This is a genomic window from Enterobacter cloacae complex sp. P13B (genome assembly GCF_014895915.1).
Classification (GTDB): Bacteria; Pseudomonadota; Gammaproteobacteria; order Enterobacterales; family Enterobacteriaceae; genus Enterobacter; species Enterobacter bugandensis.
In genome coordinates this window covers 24,713-44,836 of sequence record NZ_JADBQN010000057.1, presented here as the reverse complement: position 1 = coordinate 44,836, position 20,124 = coordinate 24,713, and the positions used below count along the sequence as shown (strand labels likewise).

Genomic DNA, 20,124 nt, shown 5'->3' with positions numbered 1-20,124 from the left:
CCCTGTGGGAGAGGGTCGGGGTGAGGGCACCAGCCCGCAGTGGAGTTTAGCGGCTAAAATGCCTCCTGACGGCACTTTTTCCCGAAGCCGTCACCACCACCTCCCGATACCCCGCCACCCGCTGGATCCACCCTTTGCTTTCCAGATGAATAAGCAGCGCCGCGCCAGCTTCGCCTCCGAGGTGAAACCGCCGCTCGCTCCAGTCCAGACAGGCGCAGCAGGCCTTGCGGCGCGGATGAGCGCTTAACGACACGCCGAGCTTCAGAAACTGCTCCCGGCCATACAGCGTGAGTGCTGAACCGTCTGCCTCCAGCCAGCCTTCCGCCTGCATGAAATCGTAGATCTTTACCGCCACCGCGCCCGCCAGATGATCGTAGCAGGTTCGCGCCTCCCGCATGGCCTCCGGCGCGGTGGTTTCCGGCGGCGCAATGCGGCTCCAGGAAAGCCCCATCATCTGTTCGATCAACTCCGCCACGTCGTGCCCCGCCAGACGATAGTAGCGGTGCCGCCCCTGAGACAGACAGGTAATCAACTTTCCCTCCACCAGCCGGGCGAGATGACCGCTGGCGGTCGACGGGGCGACGTCTGCCGCGGTGCTCAGTTCAGTGGCGGTCCACGCCCGCCCGTCCATCAGCGCACACAGCATCTTCACGCGCGACGGATCGGCCATTGCCGCCGCCACCGCCGCAATGGCCTGCTCCAGCGCCGCGCCGTTATCAGTCGGTAAGCTTGTCTTTAACATGTGCTGCCCAGGGTTCGGTGATCTCTGCGGCCAGCTTATCATCATCCGTCAGCAGAATAAGGTGATTCGCATGGTCGCTGTACTGGGTAAGAACAGACACGCCGCGTGCCGCCAGCGCCGTCGCGATCTCGCCCAGCTCTCCGGGGCGCGCCTGCCTGAGCTTTCTGATCACCGGCTTTCGCACCGCCTGCACGGTAAACCCGGCGTCGAGCAGCACGCGTCGCGCTTTTTCACCATCTTCCACCAGGAAATGGGCCTCCGTACCGAATACGCCACCGCCTTCCAGCCCCACGCCGTTGCGGCCTAAAAGCTGTCCAAAGCGCGCCAGCTCGCCGGGCCCGTCGCGGAAAATCACGTGAACGTCATACATTCGCGCGCCCTCCCGTTTCGGAACTGTACTCCCGCACCAGCTGCGCCACGCGAATACGGTAGAAAGAGAAAATCGACTCCCGCCCTTCGGCCTGCGCCGCCTGATGGAAAACGTTCTGCTTCCAGCGGCGGACGGCCTCTTCATCCCGCCACCAGGAAAGGGAAAGAATTTTGCCGTCGGTCGTCAGGCTCTGGAACCGTTCGATATCGATAAAGCCGTCGATGTCGGCCAGCAAAGGCTTAAGCTCTGCGGCAAGTTGGAGGTAGCGCGCCTGATGGGCAGGCGCGGCTTTGGCTTCGAAAAGGACTGCGATCATGATGGTCTCTCCGCTGTGATGTTGAGGAGAGAATGCAGGATGGAAAAGCACAATGCTTCGGTAAAGAGCGAAGCTTTAGCCCAGAATCGACCTCGGCTCCATAAACGCCCGGATCCCCCACTCGCCCATCTCGCGCCCCACGCCGGAGTGCTTAAACCCGCCAAACGGCGCTTTCGGTTCATGGGCCAGAGTGTTCACCAGCACGCGACCGGAAACAATCTGCTGCGCCACGCGGCGCGCGCGGTCCGCACCGCCCAGCACCACCGCGCTCAGGCCGTAGTCCGTGTCGTTGGCAATGGCAATCGCCTCCGCCTCGTCACGGTAGGGAATTACGCACAGCACCGGGCCAAAAATCTCGTCGCGGGCAATCGTCATTTGGTTGTTCACGTCGGCAAACAGCGTCGGGCGCACAAACCAGCCGTCCTGCGTGCCTTCCGGCCGCCCCTCGCCGCCCGCCAGCAGGCGCGCCCCCTCTTCGACACCTTTGCGGATATAGCCCTGCACCCGCTGCCACTGCTTTGCGCTGACCATCGGGCCGACGTCCGTTGATTTATCGCGCGGGTCGCCGGAGTTCACCGCCGCCACGGCCTGCGCCAGCGCGGTTTCGATCTCCGCCTTACGCGAGTAAGGCACCAGAATGCGCGTACCGGCCACGCACGCCTGCCCGCTGTTCATAAACCCGGCCTGAATCACCAGCGGGATCGCCTGCGCCAGATCCACGTCATCCAGCAGGATCGTCGGCGATTTCCCGCCTAACTCCAGCGTCACGCGCTTAAAGCTTTCCGCCGCGTTGCGCAGGATCGCCTTGCCGGTATGCGTCGAACCGGTAAACGAGATTTTTGCCACGTCCGGATGGCGGCTGATTGTGTCACCGACCGTCTCACCCCGCCCGGTGACGATGTTAAACACGCCCGGCGGCAGAGCCGCATCGCGCAGCGCTTCGGTGACAATCTGCGTTTGCAGGGCGCTCATTTCGCTCGGCTTGATCACCGCCGTACACCCCGCGGCCAGCGCGGCCGCCAGCTTGCCGCAGATAAATCCTGCGTCGCTGTTCCACGGCGTAATCAGCCCGGCCACGCCAAGCGGCGTCATCTGCACCGTGGCTGCGCCCGCGTGGGTGACGAATTCAAACGCCTCCAGCGCCTCAATCGCCTGAGCAATCACCTCCGCCGGATAGCTGGCCATCCACGCCGAGCGCGAGGCGGGCGCGCCGTACTCTTCGATGACCGCTTCCAGCAGATCGTCGTGACGAGCGGCCACGGCGGCGTGCATACGTTTTAGCGCGGCAATGCGCTCCTGCTTTGTCGTCTGCGACCACGCGGGGAACGCCGCTTTTGCCGCCGCAACGGCGCGCGCTGCGTCAACCTCATCCGCCAGGCGTACCTGCCCGATGACCTGCGCCGTCGCCGGGTTGTATAAATCAAACCGTTCGGTGCCGTGCGGGGTAACAAATTCGCCGTTAATAAAGATCTGTTCGATAGTGTGCATATAAACCTCCTCAGGCTGTGTGAGCACAGTCTGGCACGGCTTCTCCGTTGCGATAATCCACGCTATGCTGCAAGGGTTGTTTCGATTTTCAGGATAATCTATGCATCGTTCAGGTCTGACAGAGCTGGAAGTGGTTATGGCGGTGGTGCGGCGCGGCAGCTTTCGCGGCGCGGCACAGGAGCTCGGCATGTCCGCCACGGCGGTCAGCAAAGCCATCGCCGGGCTGGAGAGCCGCCTGGATACCCGCCTCTTTAACCGCACTACCCGCAGCGTGGCGCTCACCGACGCCGGACAGCGCTACGTGGCGCGCGTTGGCCCGGCGCTGCAGGAGATCCGCCTCGCCAGCGAGGAGATCCACAGCGACACCGGGGAACCCGCCGGCACGCTGCGTCTGAACGTGCCGAACCATATCGGCACCCTGTTTCTGGACCAGCTGCTGATCGACTTTATGATCCGCTACCCGAAGATGCGCGTGGAAACCGTCAGCGAAGCGCGCATGATCGACATCGTCGCGGAAGGCTACGACGCGGGGATCCGCCTCGAGGAGTCCGTGCCGCAGGACATGATCGCCGTGCCGCTGACCGGGGAGATCCGCCAGCTGGTGACCGCCACGCCGGACTATTTTGCCCGTCACGGTACTCCGCAGACGCCGGACGATCTGCTTTCACATCAGGGGATCGGCATGCGCATGGCCCACGGCGGGATCTACCGCTGGGAGCTGGCGCGTCGGGGGGAAACGTACGCCCTTGCCGTACCGCCACGCTTTGCGACATCCGATCTTTTCGCCTCGATCCGCGCCGTAAAGGCGGGATTAGGGGTAGGATTTTTGCCGGAACTGTATATCCGGGAAGAGCTTGAGAATGGAGAGCTGGTGAGCGTTTTAAACGACTGGGCGCAGCCCTTTGCCGGGCTGCGCCTGTATTACCCCGGCCATCGCCACGTCCCGCCGGGACTGCGGGCGCTGGTGGCGATGATCCGCGAGCGCGGGATTATTCCAGGTTAGCCTTATTCAGCCCGTAAGCCGCGTCCAGCGAGCCGGGCGCCATGCGGGAGGTGATCCCCAGACGGTTCCAGGCGTTGATCGCCACGATGGCGAAGTTCAGCTCTGAAATCTCCACGTCCGAGAAGTGCTCCGCCACGCTGCGGTACAGCGCGTCGCTCACCCCATGAACGCCAATCTGGGTCAGCGCTTCGGTGAAGGCCAGCGCGGCTTTCTCGCGGGCGCTGAACAGCGGGGACTCGCGCCAGGCCGCCAGATGGTACAGGCGCAGCTCGCGTTCCCCGGCGATTTTGGCCTCTTTAGAGTGCATATCCAGACAGAACGTACAGCCGTTCAGCTGCGACACGCGAATGTCGATCAGGTGCTTCAGCGCCGGGTCGATGGAGGTTTTTGCCACCTCCATGCTCAGGGCAGACAGCGCGTTGGCGAGGGCAGGTGTAACTTTATGGTGGTTAACGCGAGTGCTCATTGTCTTTCCTCTTTTTGTGCGGCATGTGCCGTGCGATGAGGCAAATCTACGCCGTTCATGACATAGTAAAAAGATACAAAAAGCGTGAAATGAGGTAGGACATGAAGCCGGGCTATCACGACATTTATTCCCGCTATCGCGACAACATCACGCGCGGCGTGCTGAAGCCGGGCGATAAGGTGCCTGCCATCCGCGTGCTGGCGGAAGAGCTGAAGGTGGCGCGCAAAACCGTCGAAACGGCGTACGCCATTCTGACGGGTGAAGGGTATCTGGTGAGCCAGGGCGCGCGCGGCACGCGGGTCAACCCGGATTTACTGCTGCCGGATAACAATGCCCCTGCGGAACAGCCTACCGGCACGCTTCCGGCCTCGCTTATCAGTCAGCGCGAGCGGGCCGGATTTCTGCGCCCTGGCATCCCCGCCCTCGACAGCTTCCCGTATAAAAAATGGCTGCTGCTGGCGGGCCAGGCGACGCGCGCCATGCGTCAGGAGGAGATGCTCAACCCGCCCGTCCTGGGCTGGTATCCGCTGCGCCAGGCCATCGCCAGCTATCTCAATATCTCACGCGGCTTGTCCTGCACCGCCGAACATGTGCTGATCACCAGCGGCTACAGCGGCAGCCTGCGGCTGATCCTCGACACCCTCGCCAGCCGCAGCGACAAGGTGGTGTTTGAAGATCCGGGCTACTTTATGGGCCAGCAGCTGCTGAAGCGGATCGTGCCGCGCCTGCACACGGTGCCGGTCGATCGCTGCGGCATTGATACGGACTACCTGCTTCGTCACCATCGTGACGCGCGTTTTGCCATCGTCACCCCCTCGCACCAGAGCCCGCTGGCGGTGACGCTCTCCCTGCCGCGCAAGCAGCAATTGCTCGACTGGGCCAGCCAGAACGAGGCGTGGATCATCGAAGACGATTACGACGGGGAGTTTCACTACACCCGCAAGGTGCTGCCGTCGCTGAAAAGCCTCGACCAGCACGACCGGGTGATCTTTATGGGCACCTTCAGTAAAACCATCATGCCGTCGCTGCGCATGGGCTACGTGGTGATGCCCGCCAGCACCGTCGGAGCCTTTACCGACTGCGCGGATATCACCACCAGCGGCCAGCCGGTGCTGACGCAGAAGATCCTCACCGCGTTTCTCAACGAAGGGCATTTTTTCCGCCATCTCAAGAAGATGCGCGCGCTGTATCAGACCCGCCGCGACTGGATGATTGCCGCCCTGCGCGAGGTGTATGGCGATCTGTTTTTCACCGAGCAAAACGACGGCGGGATGCATATCGTGGCGTTTCTCACCAAAGGGAGCTGCGACCGGGAAGTGGCCCGCTGCTGGCAGGAACAGCAGCTGCAGGTCAATGCGCTCTCGGAGTGGTATCGCGGGTCGGGCAAACGCTACGGGCTGGTGATGGGCTATAACAACGTGCGGTCGTATCAGGAGGCGGTGGAGCTGCTGGAAAGGCCGAAACGGCAGACGCTTGCGCTGTTGAACTGAACCGCCGGGTGGCGGCTGCGCCTTACCCGGCCACGGTTTAAATATCATTGCGGGATAACCCGACGTCCTTGAGCTGCTCGTCGCTCATCTGGCTCAGGATGCGGCGGGTCCGGTTGATGCGATACCAGTTGCGGATCGTTTTGCCGATCCAGACAAATACGACGAACGGACGTTTTGAACGGTTCTCGTAGAATTCCATAATGCTCTCCTCACTGTGCCAGTGGGGTTATCATCCTGGAAATCGACCTGCGCAATACAGATGCAAAAACAACTTTTGTTTAACATACAGATCCGCTAAAACGGTATCTGCATGCCGTTTTTTGCGGCAATCTGTACTGGTTTAATAATCTGTATGGTGAAAATAAAGGATACAGCATGACACGCTATCAACACCTCGCCAACCTTCTGGCAGAACGCATTGAACAAGGGCTGTATCGCAGCGGCGAGCGTCTGCCGTCGGTGCGCGCCCTGAGCCAGGAGCATGGCGTGAGCATCAGCACCATACAGCAGGCCTACCAGATCCTCGAAAACCTTCAGCTGATCACCCCCCAGCCGCGCTCCGGCTATTTTGTCTCGAAACGCAAAGCCCAGCCGCCCGTCCCGGCGATGACGCGCCCGGTGCAGCGCCCGGTGGACGTCACCCAGTGGGATGAGGTGATGATGCTGCTGGACGCCCGCGCCGACAAAGAGATGATCTCCTTTGGCGGCGGTTCGCCGGACATTAACCAGCCGAGCCTGAAGCCCCTGTGGCGCGAGATGAGCCGCCTTGCGCAGCATAACCCGAGCGAGATGCTGAGCTATGACGTGCTCGACGGGCGGCTGGAGCTGCGCGAGCAGATCGCCCGCCTGATGCTGGACGGCGGCTCTACCGTCTCGGCAAGCGACATTGTGATCACCAACGGCTGCCACGGCGCGCTGTCGATCGCCCTGCTCTCGGTGTGCAAACCGGGGGACATCGTGGCGGTGGAATCGCCGTCGTTCCACGGCACCATGCAGATGCTGCGCGGGTTTGACATCAAGGCGATTGAAATCCCTACCGATCCCGAGACCGGGATCAGCATCGAGGCGTTAGAGCTGGCAATGGAACAGTGGCCGATCAAGGCGGTGATCCTGGTGCCCAACTGCAATAACCCGCTCGGGTTTATCATGCCGGAAGCGCGGAAAAAGCAGGTTCTGGCCCTCGCCCAGCGGCACGATATCGTAATTGTGGAGGATGATATCTACGGTGAGCTGGCGGCGGAGTACCCGCGCCCGCGCACCATTCACTCGATGGACATCGATGGCCGCGTGATCCTCTGCAGCTCGTTTACCAAAACCGTGGCGCCGGGCCTGCGCGTCGGCTGGATTGTGCCGGGACGCTATTACGACCGGGTGATGCACATGAAATACGCCGCGGGCGGGTTTAACGTGCCGGGCACCCAGATGGCGGTGGCGGCGTTTATTCGCGACGGCCATTACCATCGCCACGTGCGCCGTATGCGCCAGATTTATCAGCAGAATATGGAAACATACACCTGCTGGGTGCGGCAGTATTTTCCGGCGGAGATTTGCGTCACGCGCCCGCAGGGGAGCTTCCTGCTGTGGGTTGAGCTGCCGGAGAAGGTGGATATGGTGTGCGTCAGCAAGCAGCTGTGCCGCCTGAAGATCCAGGCGGCGGCCGGGTCGCTGTTTTCCGCCTCCGGGAAGTACCGCAACTGCCTGCGGATCAACGTGGCGCTTCCGCCGACGGATAAGCATCGCGAGGCGTTGAAGAAGATGGGCGAGGCGATTGTGATTGCGATGGAGGAGTAGCACGTTTTTTAGCGCCGGTGGCGCTACGGAATAGAGTAGGCCGGGTAAGGCGAAGCCGCCACCCGGCAAAATCAACGACTCAGAACTTCCACGAAACGCTGCCCACAATGCTGCGTTCCGCACCGAAGTAGCAGTAAGAGAGGGAGTTACACGCCGCAACGTAGCTTTTGTCCGTCAGGTTATTGACGTTCAGCTGCGCACTCACGCCCGTGAGCCCCACTTTAGACAGGTCATATCCCACGACCATGTCCACCAGCGTGTACGATGGAAGCGTATGGGTGTTCTGGCGATCGCTGGCGATCCCGTTGACATAGCGCACGCCGGAGCCGACGGTCAGGCCGTCCAGCGGGCCAGTTTTGACGTCGTAGCTCAGCCAGGCGCTGGCCATGTTACGCGGGGCATAGACGGCGCGCTTGCCCTCCTCTTCCGGGCTGCTCTTCTTATAGCGAATATCCGTGTAGGTATACGCCGCCTGCATGCGCAGGCTGTCGGTCAGCTGACCAATCGCCTCCAGCTCAACGCCTTCGGATTCGATTTCACCGATGGAACGGTACGGATCGGTCGGCTCCTCTTTGGTGGCAATGTTCTTCTGGTTGATGCGAAACACCGAGGCGCTGAACTGGCTGTTCATCCCTTCTGGCTCATACTTCACGCCCGCTTCCCACTGCTTGCCCTTCATCGGATCCAGGATATTGCCCTGCTCGTCGGCAAAGCTGGTCGGCGTAAAGGCGGTGGAGTAGCTGACGTACGGCGCAACGCCGTTATCAAACAGATACAGCAGCGCCGCGCGGCTGCTGAAGTTGTTTTTATCCAGATCGCTGCGGGTGTGGTTGAAGTTGTCGACGTTCGACACGCTCACCTGGTCGTAACGCCCGCCGAGCGTCAGGCGCCAGCGGTCAACGGACATCTGATCCTGTAGGTAGTAACCGGTCTGGCGAAGCTTATGCTTTTCCCTGCTGTACTGGGTGATGTAGTCCGGCTTCGCACCGTAAACCGGGTGGAAGGCGTCAATCGGCGGGAAGGCGTCAATCGGCGGGAAGCCGCCATAGTAGCCGGTCACGTTGTTGGTGCGGTCCTGATAGTCCATGCCGATCAGCACGCGGTGGTTCACCGCCCCGGTGTCGAAGCTGCCGTCGACCTGGTTATCCAGGGTGATGGCGTTCATCTTCTCGTCGGAGCCGGAATAGCCGCGGTTCAGCTCGGTGTCATTTAGCCAGCCTGCGGCATACACCTGGTTCAGCTCCACTTTGGTGTGCAGGTAGCGCAGCTTCTGGCGCACGGACCAGCCGCTGTCAAACATATGCTCAAGGTTATAGCCGACCATGTTTTCCCGACGATCGTACTTGTCGTAATCGTCTTCACCTTCAAAGAACGTGTTGGAGATTTTCTTCCCGCTGTGCGGCACAACCGTGCCCTCATACGGCAGGCCGGAGTGGCTGCCGCCTTCCGGATCGCGGTGCAGGTAGGCCATCAGATCCAGACGGGTGTTATCGGTGATACGCCAGGTCAGGCTCGGCATCAGCGCGTAACGCTCTTCCTTCAGCGGATCGAACTGGGAATCGGCATAGCGGGTCATCCCGCTGAGGCGCACCGCCACGCGGTCATTATCATCAACCGGGCCGGTGACGTCGAACATCGCCCCACGCTGGCTATTGTTCCCGGCGAAGAGCTTGATCTCCCCGCCCGGATCGAACGACGGCTTACGGGAGGTAAGCGCCACAATCCCGCCCGGCGATGAACGGCCATAGAGCACGGAGGCCGGACCGCGCACGACTTCGATACTGTCCAGGAACCACGGATCAACCACCAGCGAGCTGTGGGAGTTGGTGTCGCCCATCATCTTCAGGCCGTCCAGGTAGACGTTGTCGAGGCTGCCGTCAGAGAAGCCGCGCAGCACCATGTAGTCAAAGCGGTTAGACGCCCCAATCTGGTTGCTGTAGACCCCCGGCGTGTAGCTCACGGCCTGACGCACGCTGGTTGCGCCCTGCTCTTCGAACTGCTCGCGCGTGACGATAGAGACCGACTGCGGAGTTTCAATATCCGGCGTTTCAAGCTTGGTGGCCGCAGACTGCATCTGCGAGGTCACCACCACGGTGTCAGTTTTTTGCGCATCCTGCGCCAGTAAAGGAAAAGCGACGCTACCGGTAACCCATCCCACCAGCAGTGCCAGACGCGATTTAGCAAACATAACCCTCTCCAGAGATATTTCTTATTGTTAATAAGAATTATTACCTTTTTGAGAGTGCAAACGGCTATGCGCGCCGCCAGGTTACGTATGCGCGATGCTAAACCGCACGGGATACGTTCGCGCGATGGGCGAAATTACGTTAGCGGAGTTTGCGCACGTCGCCCGGTGAAATCCCGTAATGACGACGAAACGCGGTGGCGAAGTTAGTGGCATGCTGATACCCGCACATCCAGGCCGCCTGCTGCACGCTGTGGCCTTCCAGCAGATAGCGGCGCGCCAGCGCAAGGCGACAGTCGCGAAGATAATCGAAGAGGGTGCAGCCGTAGCGCTGACGGAACTTGCTGCGCAGGCTGCTTGGGCTCATTGCAGCCAGGGCTGCCAGCTGCGCGAGTGTATGATCCCGTTCAGGAGACTGTTCCAGTATGCTCCGTACGCGTTCCAGGCGCGCATGCTCAGGGCGGCTCGGGCAGGGCTGCTGGCGCTGGTTCAGGCCGTGGCCGAGCAGCTGGTACATCAGCCCCTCCAGCAATAGCTTACGCGCGAGCACGCTTCCCCTCTGCTGCTGCGCATGCTGAATGCCTGACATAACAAACTCGGGAACGTGCCAGACAAACGTGGGTGTATTCAGGTTTTGCCATTCCAGCAGCAGCGACTCAAGCAGGGCTTCACGCCCGGCTTCATGCGGGTACACGCCAAACGAGAGCGTTTTCAGCGAGCTGTCGGCGTCGTGACGCGCGCTCATCACCTGTTCCTCACTCAGACGGGCGCTGAACGCCATGCCGGGACGAACGTGATAGTCGATGCCATTGAGCGCGATCGTAACGCACCCTTCCAGGACTACCAGCATATAGAGCGGGCTGCTGTGGCGAGATGTGGTTTCGTAGGGTTGTAATACATGCACGTCGGAGTGGGTCAGCGAAATGCCGGACGAGAGCGTCATCTCTTCCACATTCCCCTGCAACACCGGGCTGCCGCTGACCTGCTCCCCTTTTAACAGCGGGAAACGGTAGTCGATGCCGTAGCGCTCGCCGAATACCTGAAAATCCTCAACAAAAAATATGCGTTTCGCTGATCTATTTTCACTCTGGAGCATAATTCGGGACCTGCATCGGGAAAAGGACAGGCAAAACAGTACCATCCCTTTACCATATCAGCAATCACCGGGCGCAGACACTATTACGCTCCGGACTAAGCCGGAGCGAAGATATATATTCCTTTACGAGGAATATATTTATGCTTCCTGCCACTCAGCAAAAACCTCTTTATGGTTTTTGGTCAGGATAACTTTATTATCTTCGACCTTATCGACCCAGCCGAGAGGAATAAAGTGGTGCTTGCCGCCTGATTCAGGGTCACTCTTAGCAAGCTTGATACGCTCGCCGTCTAAATGGTCCACAACCCCGACGTGCGTTCCGCAGCTGGCGACAACCTGAGTGTGATCCTTAATTGCGCTTTTATCTACCATAATCATTCTCCTGTTTCGGTTATTTGCCTGTTGCACGAAAAATAACTGTAGCGCATAAATTCAGGCTTAAAAGGCTTATTAGCATTTTGAAACATCATTGACAGAATGGAATATGATGTCTATTTAACGCCGAAATGAAAAAAATAAGAATGAGATGAATTATTTCCGACTGATTATTTCCCGATCATAATTAAATTATCGCAACCAACGAGGAGGTATTTATGACGATTCGCAACAATAATCGGGCAGAAATTTCGCTGGCTCTTGGTGAAGCGGTCTTAGACATCGTGCAAAAAGGCCATGAGTTATCGCGAGAGAATCTCGCCCAGGCGATGAAAATCAAAGCGGAGAAAGAGCGCGACGACGAGCGGCTTTTGAACTACTGGAAGGCGTGTAATATGCTGGTTTAAACGTAGCGGCGTTTAGGCTGACTAAACGCCGCCTCCTGTTACTCGTCGAAGTACCAGTAGCCCTGGTTAATCAGCTCGGTGAGTTCGTCAACAAACGCCGGGTTTTTCAGCGCATCGCCCAGCTCGGCCTGGCCGAGCTCGGTGTAGCGGCACAGCGCATCCGCGCCCTTCGCGTCTACCGTCTCCAGCTGTTCACTGTTGATGAAGACGCTGCCGTTAACGTTCAGCACGCGCAGGCCGCTCAGGCGCGACAGCGTTTCGCCGCCCTGCAGCGCGTCCAGCACCTCGTCTGCCGAATACGGCGGCTCGGCGGCGGCGATATCCAGCTCGTGGCGCGGCGTGGAGACGAAGCTGCCAAACCATTTCGTGAAATCGTCCGGCTTGCTAATCATGTCGATCATCATCTGACGGATACGATCGAGCTCGTACTGCTCCACGCGGCCCGGGTGCTCGCGGCAGGTCAGATCCGGATCGCTGTAGTGCTCGCCGCCCAGATCGTTTTCCAGCGCGTAATCAGCAAAGCTGCTGATCAGATCGCGGCCGTTCGGCCCGCGGAAGCCGACGGAGTAGTTCAGCGCGGTTTCATGGGTGAAGCCGTCGTGCGGGAATCCAGGCGGAATATAGAGGATATCGCCCGGCTCAAGATCTTCGTCGATGATCGGCTCAAACGGATCGACATGCAGCAGCGCCGGATGCGGGCAGAACTGACGCATCGGCAGCTTGTCGCCCACGCGCCAGCGGCGGCTGCCCATCCCCTGAATGATAAACACGTCGTACTGATCGATATGCGGACCCACGCCACCGCCCGGCACGGAGAAGGAGATCATCAGATCGTCCAGACGCCAGTCCGGCAGGACGCGGAACGGACGCACCAGCTCCGCGGCGGGCATATGCCAGTGGTTCACCGCCTGCGCCAGCAGTGACCAGCCGGTTTCGCCCAGACCGTCAAAGTGCTCAAACGGACCATTGCTGGCCTGCCATTTGCCGTTAGCGTGGCTCACCAGACGGCTATCGACTTCCGGCTCCATCGCCAGGCCTGCCAGCTCGTCCGGGGTAATCGGGTCGACAAAATTCGGGAAGGCATTTTTCAGCACTACGGGTTGTTTTTGCCAGTATTTCTCAAGAAATTCCGGCCAGTTCAGGTTCAATTGATACGCCATGGGTAGCACCAGTGAGAGGGGAAACAGGCGCGATTATAGGCAAGAAGGCAGAGGGGGAACTTGTCATGGGTCAAACGAGCGCGCGTAGGTCGGGTAAGGCGAAGCCGCTACCCGACACGTACACGGCAGTAAAACTTAATCCAGGTTCAGCTCGTCGTAATGGGTAATCAGTTTGCCCACGATGCCGTAGTCCAGCGCTTCTGCCGGAGACATCCAGTAGTTGCGGTCGGTGTCTTTTTTCACTTTTTCCAGCGGCTGGCCGGTGGCGTCAGCGATCAGCTTGTTGACGCGATCCAGCATGCGGATGATCTCGCGCGCTTCGATCTCAATATCCGTCGCCTGACCGCGCACGCCGCCCAGCGGCTGGTGGATCATAAAGCGGGTATTCGGCAGCGAGTAGCGGTGCTCTTTTTTCGCTGCCAGGAAGATGGTGATCCCGGCGCTCGCCACCCAGCCGGTGCCAATGACGTGCACTTCCGGGCGGATGAACTTGATGAAGTCGTGGATGGTGTCACCCGCTTCCACGTGGCCGCCCTGGCTGTTGATGTACAGCTTGATCGGATCGTTGCTGACGCTTTGCAGCAGGATCATCTGGGTAATGACCTTCTGCGCCAGCTCCTGGTTGATCTCGCCGGAGATGACAATCGAACGGGACTCCAGCAGTTTTTGCTGCAGAGCGCCCGCGCCGCTTGACCCTTCCGCTTTGTCCTTGTCGCTTTCTTTCAGTGTGTAGTGCATTGTTATGTCCTCAGCATTTAGCGCTCAAAACCAGAGTGTAGCCTGTTTTACCGCTCAAAGTCCTCACCGGCTAATCACGAGGGATCTTATGCACATTGCCCATGTTGCACGCGTTTCGTTCCTTCACCGCCCCCGCCCCGGCTCGCTATACTTCATATGGTTATCATATTGTTAAATGATAATGATATTTAATGTGTTAAGATGAAAGTCAGCATAAACAGTCTCTTACGCCACCGTTGGGACTGTTTGCATCCTCGACATTTAAATCAGCACCGGGGCGGTGAATGGAACACATTGTGTATGTGGTTGATGACGATGACGCGGTCAGGCAGTCCGTAATCGGGCTGCTGGAATCGGCAGACTTAAACGCCATCGGCTTTTCATCAGCAGAAACGTTTCTTCAACACCGGTTTGAGGATCTGCCGTCGTGCGTGATCCTCGATATGCAGATGCCCGCCATCTCGGGCTTCGAGGTGGCGGACGCGCTCAAAGACAGCGGGCGCGAGATCCCGATTATTTTTCTCACTGGCCACGGCACTATCCCGATGTCGGTTCGCGCCATCAAAGGCGGCGCGTATGAATTTCTCACCAAGCCCGTTGAATCCGCCGCGCTTATCGACGCCATTGAGTCCGCGCTGCAGCTGGCGGAAAACAACGCCGTGCGCAATAAAGAGCACTACGCCCTGAAGCAGCGCCATCTGTCCCTCACGCCGCGCGAGCACGAGGTGCTTGAGCTTGCCATCACCGGCAAGCTCAACAAGCAGATTGCCGCCGAGCTGGGCGTCAGCGAGATCACGGTGAAGGTGCACCGCCGCCGCGTGATGGAGAAAATGCAGGTGCGCTCCGTGGCCGAGCTGGTCAGGGCCGTTGAGCGACTGACCAAAAGCCAGCCCGCGGAGTAACGTTTACCCTTCCTGCGCGGCCAGCGGCAGCGCGAAGGTAAACACCGTGCCGTGCGGCTCCCGGCGGCGCGCGCTCAGCTTTCCGCAGTGGCGCTCGATGATGCTGGCGCTGATGGTCAGCCCCATCCCCATCCCCTGCGGCTTGGTGGAGTAGAACGAGTCAAAAATCTGCTCCAGCCGTTCGGGCTCAATGCCGCTCCCGGTATCGGCGATCTCAACGATCACTTTCCCGTCCGCGTTGGCGGTGCTGAGGATGATGGTGCTGGCGCGATCCCTCACCTCGGCCATCGCTTCTACCGCATTCATCACCAGATTCAGCAGCACCTGCTGGATCTGCACGCTGTCCCCGGTGATAAAGCTGTCGCTGGCGTTCAACAGATAATCAACGCTAATGTGTCTCTGCTCCAGCTCGCTGCGCGAAAGCGTGATGATATGGTGGATCAGGTAGTGCATATCGATGCGCGAGAAGGTGGGATCCTGCTTGCGCGTCAGGGACTGGATGCTGCGAATGATCTCCCCCGCACGCGCGCCTTCCGCGGCGATCTCCTCCAGCCCTTCGCGCACTTTATCCAGGCGGGCGGGCTCGCGGCTGAGCCAGCGCAGGCTCGCCCCGGCATTCGAGACGATGGACATCAGCGGCTGGTTGATCTCGTGGGCGATGGAGGAGGTCAGTTGCCCGACGGTGGTGGCGCGGGACACCCTCGCCAGATCTGCCTGCGCCACCCGCATAGCATCTTCCGCGGCGCGCTGGCTGGTGATATCCGTAATGATGCCGTAGTACTCGTTCACCTCGCTGCCCACCCCCACCGGATCGCCAATCCCGAGGATGTAGCGCGTTGAGCCGTCGGTGCGCTTTATACGAAACTCCGCACGCATGGAGAGCCCGTCGCGCACGCTCTGGGTGACGATGGCGCTGATGCGGGCGTAATCGTCCTCGTGGACGAAGGTTAAAAACTCCGCCATGGAGATCATCTTTTGCTGGTCGGGCAGGCCGAGAATGCGGGCGTACTCTTCCGAGACAAACATCAGATCCTGCTCCAGCTCCCAGCGCCAGCTGCCGGTGTGGCTGATCTGCTCGCCCAGCATCAGCGAGGTCTGGCTGGCGCGCAGTTCTTTTTCCACCCGGCGGCGCTGAATGTTCTCCGCCAGCAGCTCGGCGTAGAGCCGCGCCGTCTCCAGGGATACCGCTGCCTGCGCGCCCAGCAGGCTGACCACGCGCGAGTGCTCGGCGGTGAAGACCTCCGGCATCAGGCGGTTTTCCAGGTAGAGCACGCCCACCAGCCGCGCCTGTTTGAACATCGGGACGCACATCACCGCCGCCCCCGAGGTCACCAGATAAGGGTCCTGGCTGAAGGGATGAAACTCCTCCGGCTTGCCGGTACGGATCTCCTGCCCGGTGCGGATCACCGCAGCCAGCACCGACAGCGGCATGTCGGTCGCCATCGGCACGTCTTTCAGGATCCGCACCCGCACGCCGTCGGTGCTGGTCCAGGCGCTGGCCTCGATCTCCGGGATCAGGTTATCGCTCACGCGAAGCAGCAGGCCGCGCTGCGCCCCGGCGCGTTCGAGCAGGATGGTCATCAGGTTTTCAATCAGGCGCTCAAGATTGATCTCTTCCGACAGCGCGCGGGAAGCCTTGATCACGCTCTGCAGATCGCGGATCGTCTCGTTCTGGGCAAACGCCACCGTGTCGTAGGCGCTGGCCTGCCCGGAGGCCAGCAGGTGCGGGAAATCCTGCTCCAGCTGGCGCACCTTGGCCTGCGCGCCCGCGCGGCCCCAGGCGGCAATCGAGCCGCGGAAGTGCGCGTCTGATGCGGTCGGGTAGCCGCAGGCCAGCGCAAAGCGGCCCGCCAGCTCGTGGGCCAGGGCGTTAATCGGGTTAAAGCCACCCTCGCGGGAGAGCCGGACCGCCTTCTCATACTGCTCAAGCGCAATGCTGTTCATCCCGTCCAGACGGACAATTTCGGCGTAGATCAGCGCCTCTTTATCCGCGAACGTGCCGGGATTAATGCGCGCCCAGAGGGCGATTTTGTCGTAGTGAGCGTGAATGCTGCGGCGGTGATTCGCCGAAAATGTCTCCGGCGTCAGCTGACGTGAGAGCGCCAGCGCGCTGTAGAGATGGTAATCCAGCAGATGGATATGGCCCGGCGCAGACCACGCGTACCAGCCCGCCATCTCAAGATCCGCCTGCGCGTCGGTATACTCGCCGCAGGTAAAGTGCGCCATGCCACGGTAGAGCCAGTACCAGAAAAGCATGGTGGAGGTCTGCTCCGGGGCCTGCTCCGGCGACGCGGGAAGCAGCGCCTCGGGCAGCGCCTGCGACGCGGTCCAGGTGCCAATCGTCGGCGTGCGCAAAAACTCCACGAAGGTGCGCTGGAGCATCAATATGGTCTCCACGTCCTGGAAGTGGGTTTTACGCACAAACGCCAGGCCGCGATCGATGCTGGTCAACACTCCGTCCAGGTGATCGCCCCGTGAGAGGAAGTTAATGACCTGATGGCAGGCGGCAAAGCAGGCCACCGTCATATCGCCGTGGGTAACGGCGGCGGTGAAGCAGGCTTTTGCGCACTCGATGGTGAACGACAGCGGCTGGGTCCAGACGCTGAGCTGGTCGAGGGGCAGCAGGGTTTTGGCTTCGAACGCGTCGTAGCCGTGGCGGTTCACCAGCTCGCGGGCCAGGGTGCCGTACTGGAACCCGAGGCGGTACTCGGCGTAGCGCTGGCCAATCAGCACGCCAAACCAGGCCATCGCCGTGGTGGAGGCACCAGTGATGCCGTGGTCGAGGGTCAGGTGCATCATGCGGCAGAGCAGCAAAAAATGCAGGCGCGGGCAGATGAAGCTGGCGCAAATGCTGGCGCTGTAGAGCAGGTTCATCACCGCTTCGGTTTCCGGGTTATCCATCCGCGACAGCTGGGCAAAAAGGCTTTGCGGCGCGTCGGCCGTGCGGTTGCAGAAGTGTTCCCAGGCCTCGTCGCAGTCGGCGTCTTCCGGGTGGCGGCCAATCTGAATACCAAAAATCCCCAGCCAGCAGAGCGCCGCCTCCAGCGCCAGACGGCTGTCCGACTGGCGAATGTACACTTCCACCAGCAGGTTGGCCGCCAGCGCCTTTTCGGTCAGCCCGCCGGGGCAGCCGAGGATGGCGTCACACAGCTCGCGGGTGCGCTCCAGGTGCCCCAGAGCAAACTCGCAGCCCGCCTCTTCGATATCAAGCATAAAGTCTGACACCGTCCCGGCGTTGCCCAGCGCTCTGGCGGTCTGGATATAGCTGAGCGCCGATGGATAATCCCCCGAACGCTTTGCCCGTCGTGCGGCCAGCAGGCTCAGCTCGCGGAACATCTGGCGCTGCGGCGCGGGCTGGATGCAGTCCAGCGCGGCCGTGACGTGGTGAACGGCGCGGAACAGCAGTTCGTTCCCCGCGGCCTGACGCGCGGCGTCGGCCAGCAGGCTGGCGGTGGTCAGGTGAAGATGGCTTTTCTCATGCTGATCCAGCATCGCAAAGGCCGCCTCCTGCACCCGGTCGTGGGTGAAGGCGTACTCTTTTTCCGTCAGCACAATGAGCTGGGCCATCACCGCCGGATGCAGCGCATAGCGCATTTCCGCCATCGACATGCTGACCACCCGGCAGATCATCTCCATCTCGCCCGTGCCGCCGAGGCAGGCGAGGCTGCCCAGCAGGCGGCGCGTCTCGTCGGGCAGCTCTTCAAGCTGCTCCAGCACCAGGGTAACGACGTTTTCGGTGTAGTGTCGGGCGCGGATCGCCTGCAGATCGTAGTGCCACTTATCCTGATATTTGTTGTGCACCACCAGCCCGTCATCCACGATGCGGCGGAAAAACTCGTGCACAAAGAGCGGGTTGCCCCCGGTTTTCTCGTGGATCAGCGTGGCGAGGTCGGTCGTCGCCGCGCTGCGGGCACGAAATATCGTCGCCAGCCAGCGCGCCACCGCCTTCACGGACAGCGCCTGCGGGACAATTTCAGTCGCGTTTTGCGCCGCCTCCGGCAGGCTCGCCAGCTGCTGTTGCAGCGTCGGTTCAGACAACGAACCGATATCGCGGTGGGCGACCACCAGCAGCAGCGGGATAGCGCCGCAGGTCACCAGCAGATGTTTCAGCGTATGCAGGCTGGCCGCGTCGCTCCACTGGAGATCGTCGAGCACCAGCACCAGCGGGCAGCCCTGAGAAGCAAAGGTTTTAACCAGCGCCAGCACCATATGGCTGAAGCGCGCCCGGGCATCAATGGAAAAGGTATCCGCCGAGTAGCGCGGCTTGCTCTCAAGGAGCAGCCCCAGCTCGGGCACCAGGCTGACGGCCAGCGCTTCGTACCCCTCCAGGGCGCGCGACAGGCGGATTTTCCACTTCGCCACATCTTCCGCGGGCAGCCCCAGCAGGTGCAGCGTCAGGGTGCGGAACGCGGAGCTTAATACGCCGTAGGGCAAAGACGGCGAGAACTGATCGACTTTCCCCACCGCCAGCAAAACCTGACGCTGCTGCAGCGTTTTGAGCGCCGTCGCGATGATGGACGATTTGCCAATCCCCGACGGCCCGCCGATCGTCACCAGCTCCGGCACCAGGTTCTGCCCCACCCGCTCAAACGCGGCAATGACGTCATTCGCCTGCGGATGCGTCGCGAACAGGGAGTCCGCCAGATGGATCGCGGGAGTGCGGTCCTGCTGGCCGGGGGTAAAGGCGACGATCTCGCCCTCGCAGGTCAGCGTCGCCTGGCAGCGGCGGAGGTCGGCAATCAGCCCGTCGACCGTCTGGTAGCGGTTATCGGGGTGCTTTTCCAGCAGCTTGAGGATGATAGTCGACAGCATCCCCGGCACGTCCGGGCGAATCTCGTCCGGGGCCAGCGGCTCCGAGGCAATATGGTAGTGAGCCCAGTTGGTTTGATCGTCCTCCCCCAACTCAAACGGCAGGCGTCCGGTCAGGAGTTCATACAGCACCATGCCGAGGCTGTAGAGATCGCTGCGGCCGTCAACGGGACGCCGGGTGCGGGTGGTGTGCTCCGGCGACATATACGCGGGCGTACCGCCTGAAACGGCAAGCCGGGCCTGGGAGAAGGCACCGGAGAGGCTACAGGAGAGGCCAAAGCTGCCCAGACGGCAGGTGGCATCGTGATGAACAAAAATCGCGCCGGGCTTGATATCGCCGTGGATCAGGTTTTGCAGGTGCATCTGGCGCAGGGGAACGCAGATCTGGATCGCCATCTCAATAAAGCGCGAGATCCCCGAGATCGCCCTGCCCGCGCGCCGCGCCAGCAACTCAAACGCAAACGGCGCATACACCAGCGCGAAACGTCCCCGGTACTGGGTCGAGGCAACGGCGCGGATGGCCCAGCTGTCCTGCAGCACGTCACGCAGCGCAAATTCGTTTTTTAGCAGCCGCGTGGCCCGCTCTTCCTCTTCGTCGCTCACCGCGGTGGCAATGATGAACGAGCCGCCTGAATGGGGATGGCGCGCGTGCATCCAGGCGATACCGCCCTCCTGCGCCAGCACGGTAAAAATCACATCCTCTTTAAGGACAAAAACCCGCCCCTGGTCAAGATTCCCCTGGGCGGGCCAGAATGCAGGCTGCTCGTGTTCGTTCATCCGCGATCC

General features: G+C 60.9%; 17 protein-coding genes. 5 read left to right on the top strand and 12 right to left on the bottom strand.

The features are described from left to right. Positions 1 to 46: 46 nt before the first annotated feature. From IM273_RS20875 to IM273_RS20860, 4 genes are all read right to left on the bottom strand, one after another. Entirely contained in the window at positions 47 to 742 is a 696-nt protein-coding gene (locus IM273_RS20875) for a helix-turn-helix transcriptional regulator (protein WP_059357823.1), read from the bottom strand. Continuing rightward, entirely contained in the window at positions 717 to 1,112 is a 396-nt protein-coding gene (locus IM273_RS20870; protein WP_193051779.1) for an amino acid-binding protein, read from the bottom strand. Before IM273_RS20870 ends, IM273_RS20875 begins: the two co-directional genes overlap by 26 nt. Beyond that, positions 1,105 to 1,428, bottom strand: a complete 324-nt coding sequence (locus IM273_RS20865) for an antibiotic biosynthesis monooxygenase (protein ID WP_041911331.1) — start codon at positions 1,426 to 1,428, stop codon at positions 1,105 to 1,107. The genes IM273_RS20870 and IM273_RS20865 overlap by 8 nt, the downstream gene beginning before the upstream one ends. A 75-nt stretch (positions 1,429 to 1,503) precedes the next feature. After that, a complete protein-coding gene (locus IM273_RS20860; protein ID WP_193051780.1) occupies positions 1,504 to 2,916 on the bottom strand; it encodes an aldehyde dehydrogenase family protein in 1,413 nt (470 codons plus the stop codon). A 100-nt stretch (positions 2,917 to 3,016) separates the two neighbouring features. Here IM273_RS20860 and IM273_RS20855 point away from each other — a divergent pair, with 100 nt between their 5' ends. Next, positions 3,017 to 3,919: a LysR family transcriptional regulator gene (locus IM273_RS20855; RefSeq protein ID WP_193051781.1), complete on the top strand. Its 903-nt coding sequence runs from the start codon at positions 3,017 to 3,019 to the stop codon at positions 3,917 to 3,919. On the opposite strand, the gene IM273_RS20850 is transcribed toward IM273_RS20855, so the two are convergent. After that, a complete protein-coding gene (locus IM273_RS20850) occupies positions 3,906 to 4,385 on the bottom strand; it encodes a carboxymuconolactone decarboxylase family protein (protein ID WP_014882392.1) in 480 nt (159 codons plus the stop codon). The two genes, IM273_RS20855 and IM273_RS20850, sit on opposite strands and share 14 nt — an antisense overlap. A 101-nt stretch (positions 4,386 to 4,486) precedes the next feature. Here IM273_RS20850 and IM273_RS20845 point away from each other — a divergent pair, with 101 nt between their 5' ends. Beyond that, complete coding sequence (locus IM273_RS20845) at positions 4,487 to 5,875, top strand: PLP-dependent aminotransferase family protein (protein ID WP_193051782.1); 1,389 nt, start codon at positions 4,487 to 4,489, stop codon at positions 5,873 to 5,875. A 37-nt stretch (positions 5,876 to 5,912) separates the two neighbouring features. On the opposite strand, the gene IM273_RS20840 is transcribed toward IM273_RS20845, so the two are convergent. Beyond that, entirely contained in the window at positions 5,913 to 6,074 is a 162-nt protein-coding gene (locus IM273_RS20840; RefSeq protein WP_032644967.1) for a DUF1127 domain-containing protein, read from the bottom strand. A gap of 176 nt (positions 6,075 to 6,250) precedes the next feature. Between IM273_RS20840 and IM273_RS20835 the strand changes: the two genes are divergently transcribed. Continuing rightward, positions 6,251 to 7,666, top strand: coding sequence for a PLP-dependent aminotransferase family protein (locus IM273_RS20835; protein WP_193051783.1), 1,416 nt, complete (start codon positions 6,251 to 6,253; stop codon positions 7,664 to 7,666). A 79-nt stretch (positions 7,667 to 7,745) separates the two neighbouring features. Here IM273_RS20835 and foxA read toward each other — a convergent pair whose 3' ends face one another. The 3 genes from foxA to IM273_RS20820 all read right to left on the bottom strand — a co-directional run bounded on the left by foxA (position 7,746) and on the right by IM273_RS20820 (position 11,319). Continuing rightward, entirely contained in the window at positions 7,746 to 9,872 is a 2,127-nt protein-coding gene (gene foxA / locus IM273_RS20830; protein ID WP_193051794.1) for a ferrioxamine B receptor FoxA, read from the bottom strand. A gap of 121 nt (positions 9,873 to 9,993) precedes the next feature. Further along, complete coding sequence (locus IM273_RS20825; protein ID WP_193051784.1) at positions 9,994 to 10,947, bottom strand: AraC family transcriptional regulator; 954 nt, start codon at positions 10,945 to 10,947, stop codon at positions 9,994 to 9,996. 138 nt (positions 10,948 to 11,085) lie between these two features. Continuing rightward, positions 11,086 to 11,319, bottom strand: coding sequence for a DUF2171 domain-containing protein (locus tag IM273_RS20820; RefSeq protein WP_028015371.1), 234 nt, complete (start codon positions 11,317 to 11,319; stop codon positions 11,086 to 11,088). 221 nt (positions 11,320 to 11,540) lie between these two features. Here IM273_RS20820 and IM273_RS20815 point away from each other — a divergent pair, with 221 nt between their 5' ends. Further along, positions 11,541 to 11,729: a hypothetical protein gene (locus IM273_RS20815; protein WP_028015370.1), complete on the top strand. Its 189-nt coding sequence runs from the start codon at positions 11,541 to 11,543 to the stop codon at positions 11,727 to 11,729. A gap of 38 nt (positions 11,730 to 11,767) precedes the next feature. Here the strand turns inward: IM273_RS20815 and IM273_RS20810 are convergent, their stop codons facing one another. Continuing rightward, entirely contained in the window at positions 11,768 to 12,889 is a 1,122-nt protein-coding gene (locus IM273_RS20810) for a cupin domain-containing protein (protein ID WP_193051785.1), read from the bottom strand. 135 nt (positions 12,890 to 13,024) lie between these two features. Then, entirely contained in the window at positions 13,025 to 13,627 is a 603-nt protein-coding gene (locus tag IM273_RS20805) for an ATP-dependent Clp protease proteolytic subunit (protein ID WP_028015368.1), read from the bottom strand. A 284-nt stretch (positions 13,628 to 13,911) separates the two neighbouring features. Here IM273_RS20805 and IM273_RS20800 point away from each other — a divergent pair, with 284 nt between their 5' ends. Next, positions 13,912 to 14,529, top strand: a complete 618-nt coding sequence (locus IM273_RS20800; RefSeq protein ID WP_045259555.1) for a response regulator transcription factor — start codon at positions 13,912 to 13,914, stop codon at positions 14,527 to 14,529. A gap of 3 nt (positions 14,530 to 14,532) precedes the next feature. On the opposite strand, the gene IM273_RS20795 is transcribed toward IM273_RS20800, so the two are convergent. Then, positions 14,533 to 20,115, bottom strand: coding sequence for an ATP-binding sensor histidine kinase (locus IM273_RS20795; RefSeq protein WP_193051786.1), 5,583 nt, complete (start codon positions 20,113 to 20,115; stop codon positions 14,533 to 14,535). Between the last annotated feature and the right edge of the window lie 9 nt (positions 20,116 to 20,124).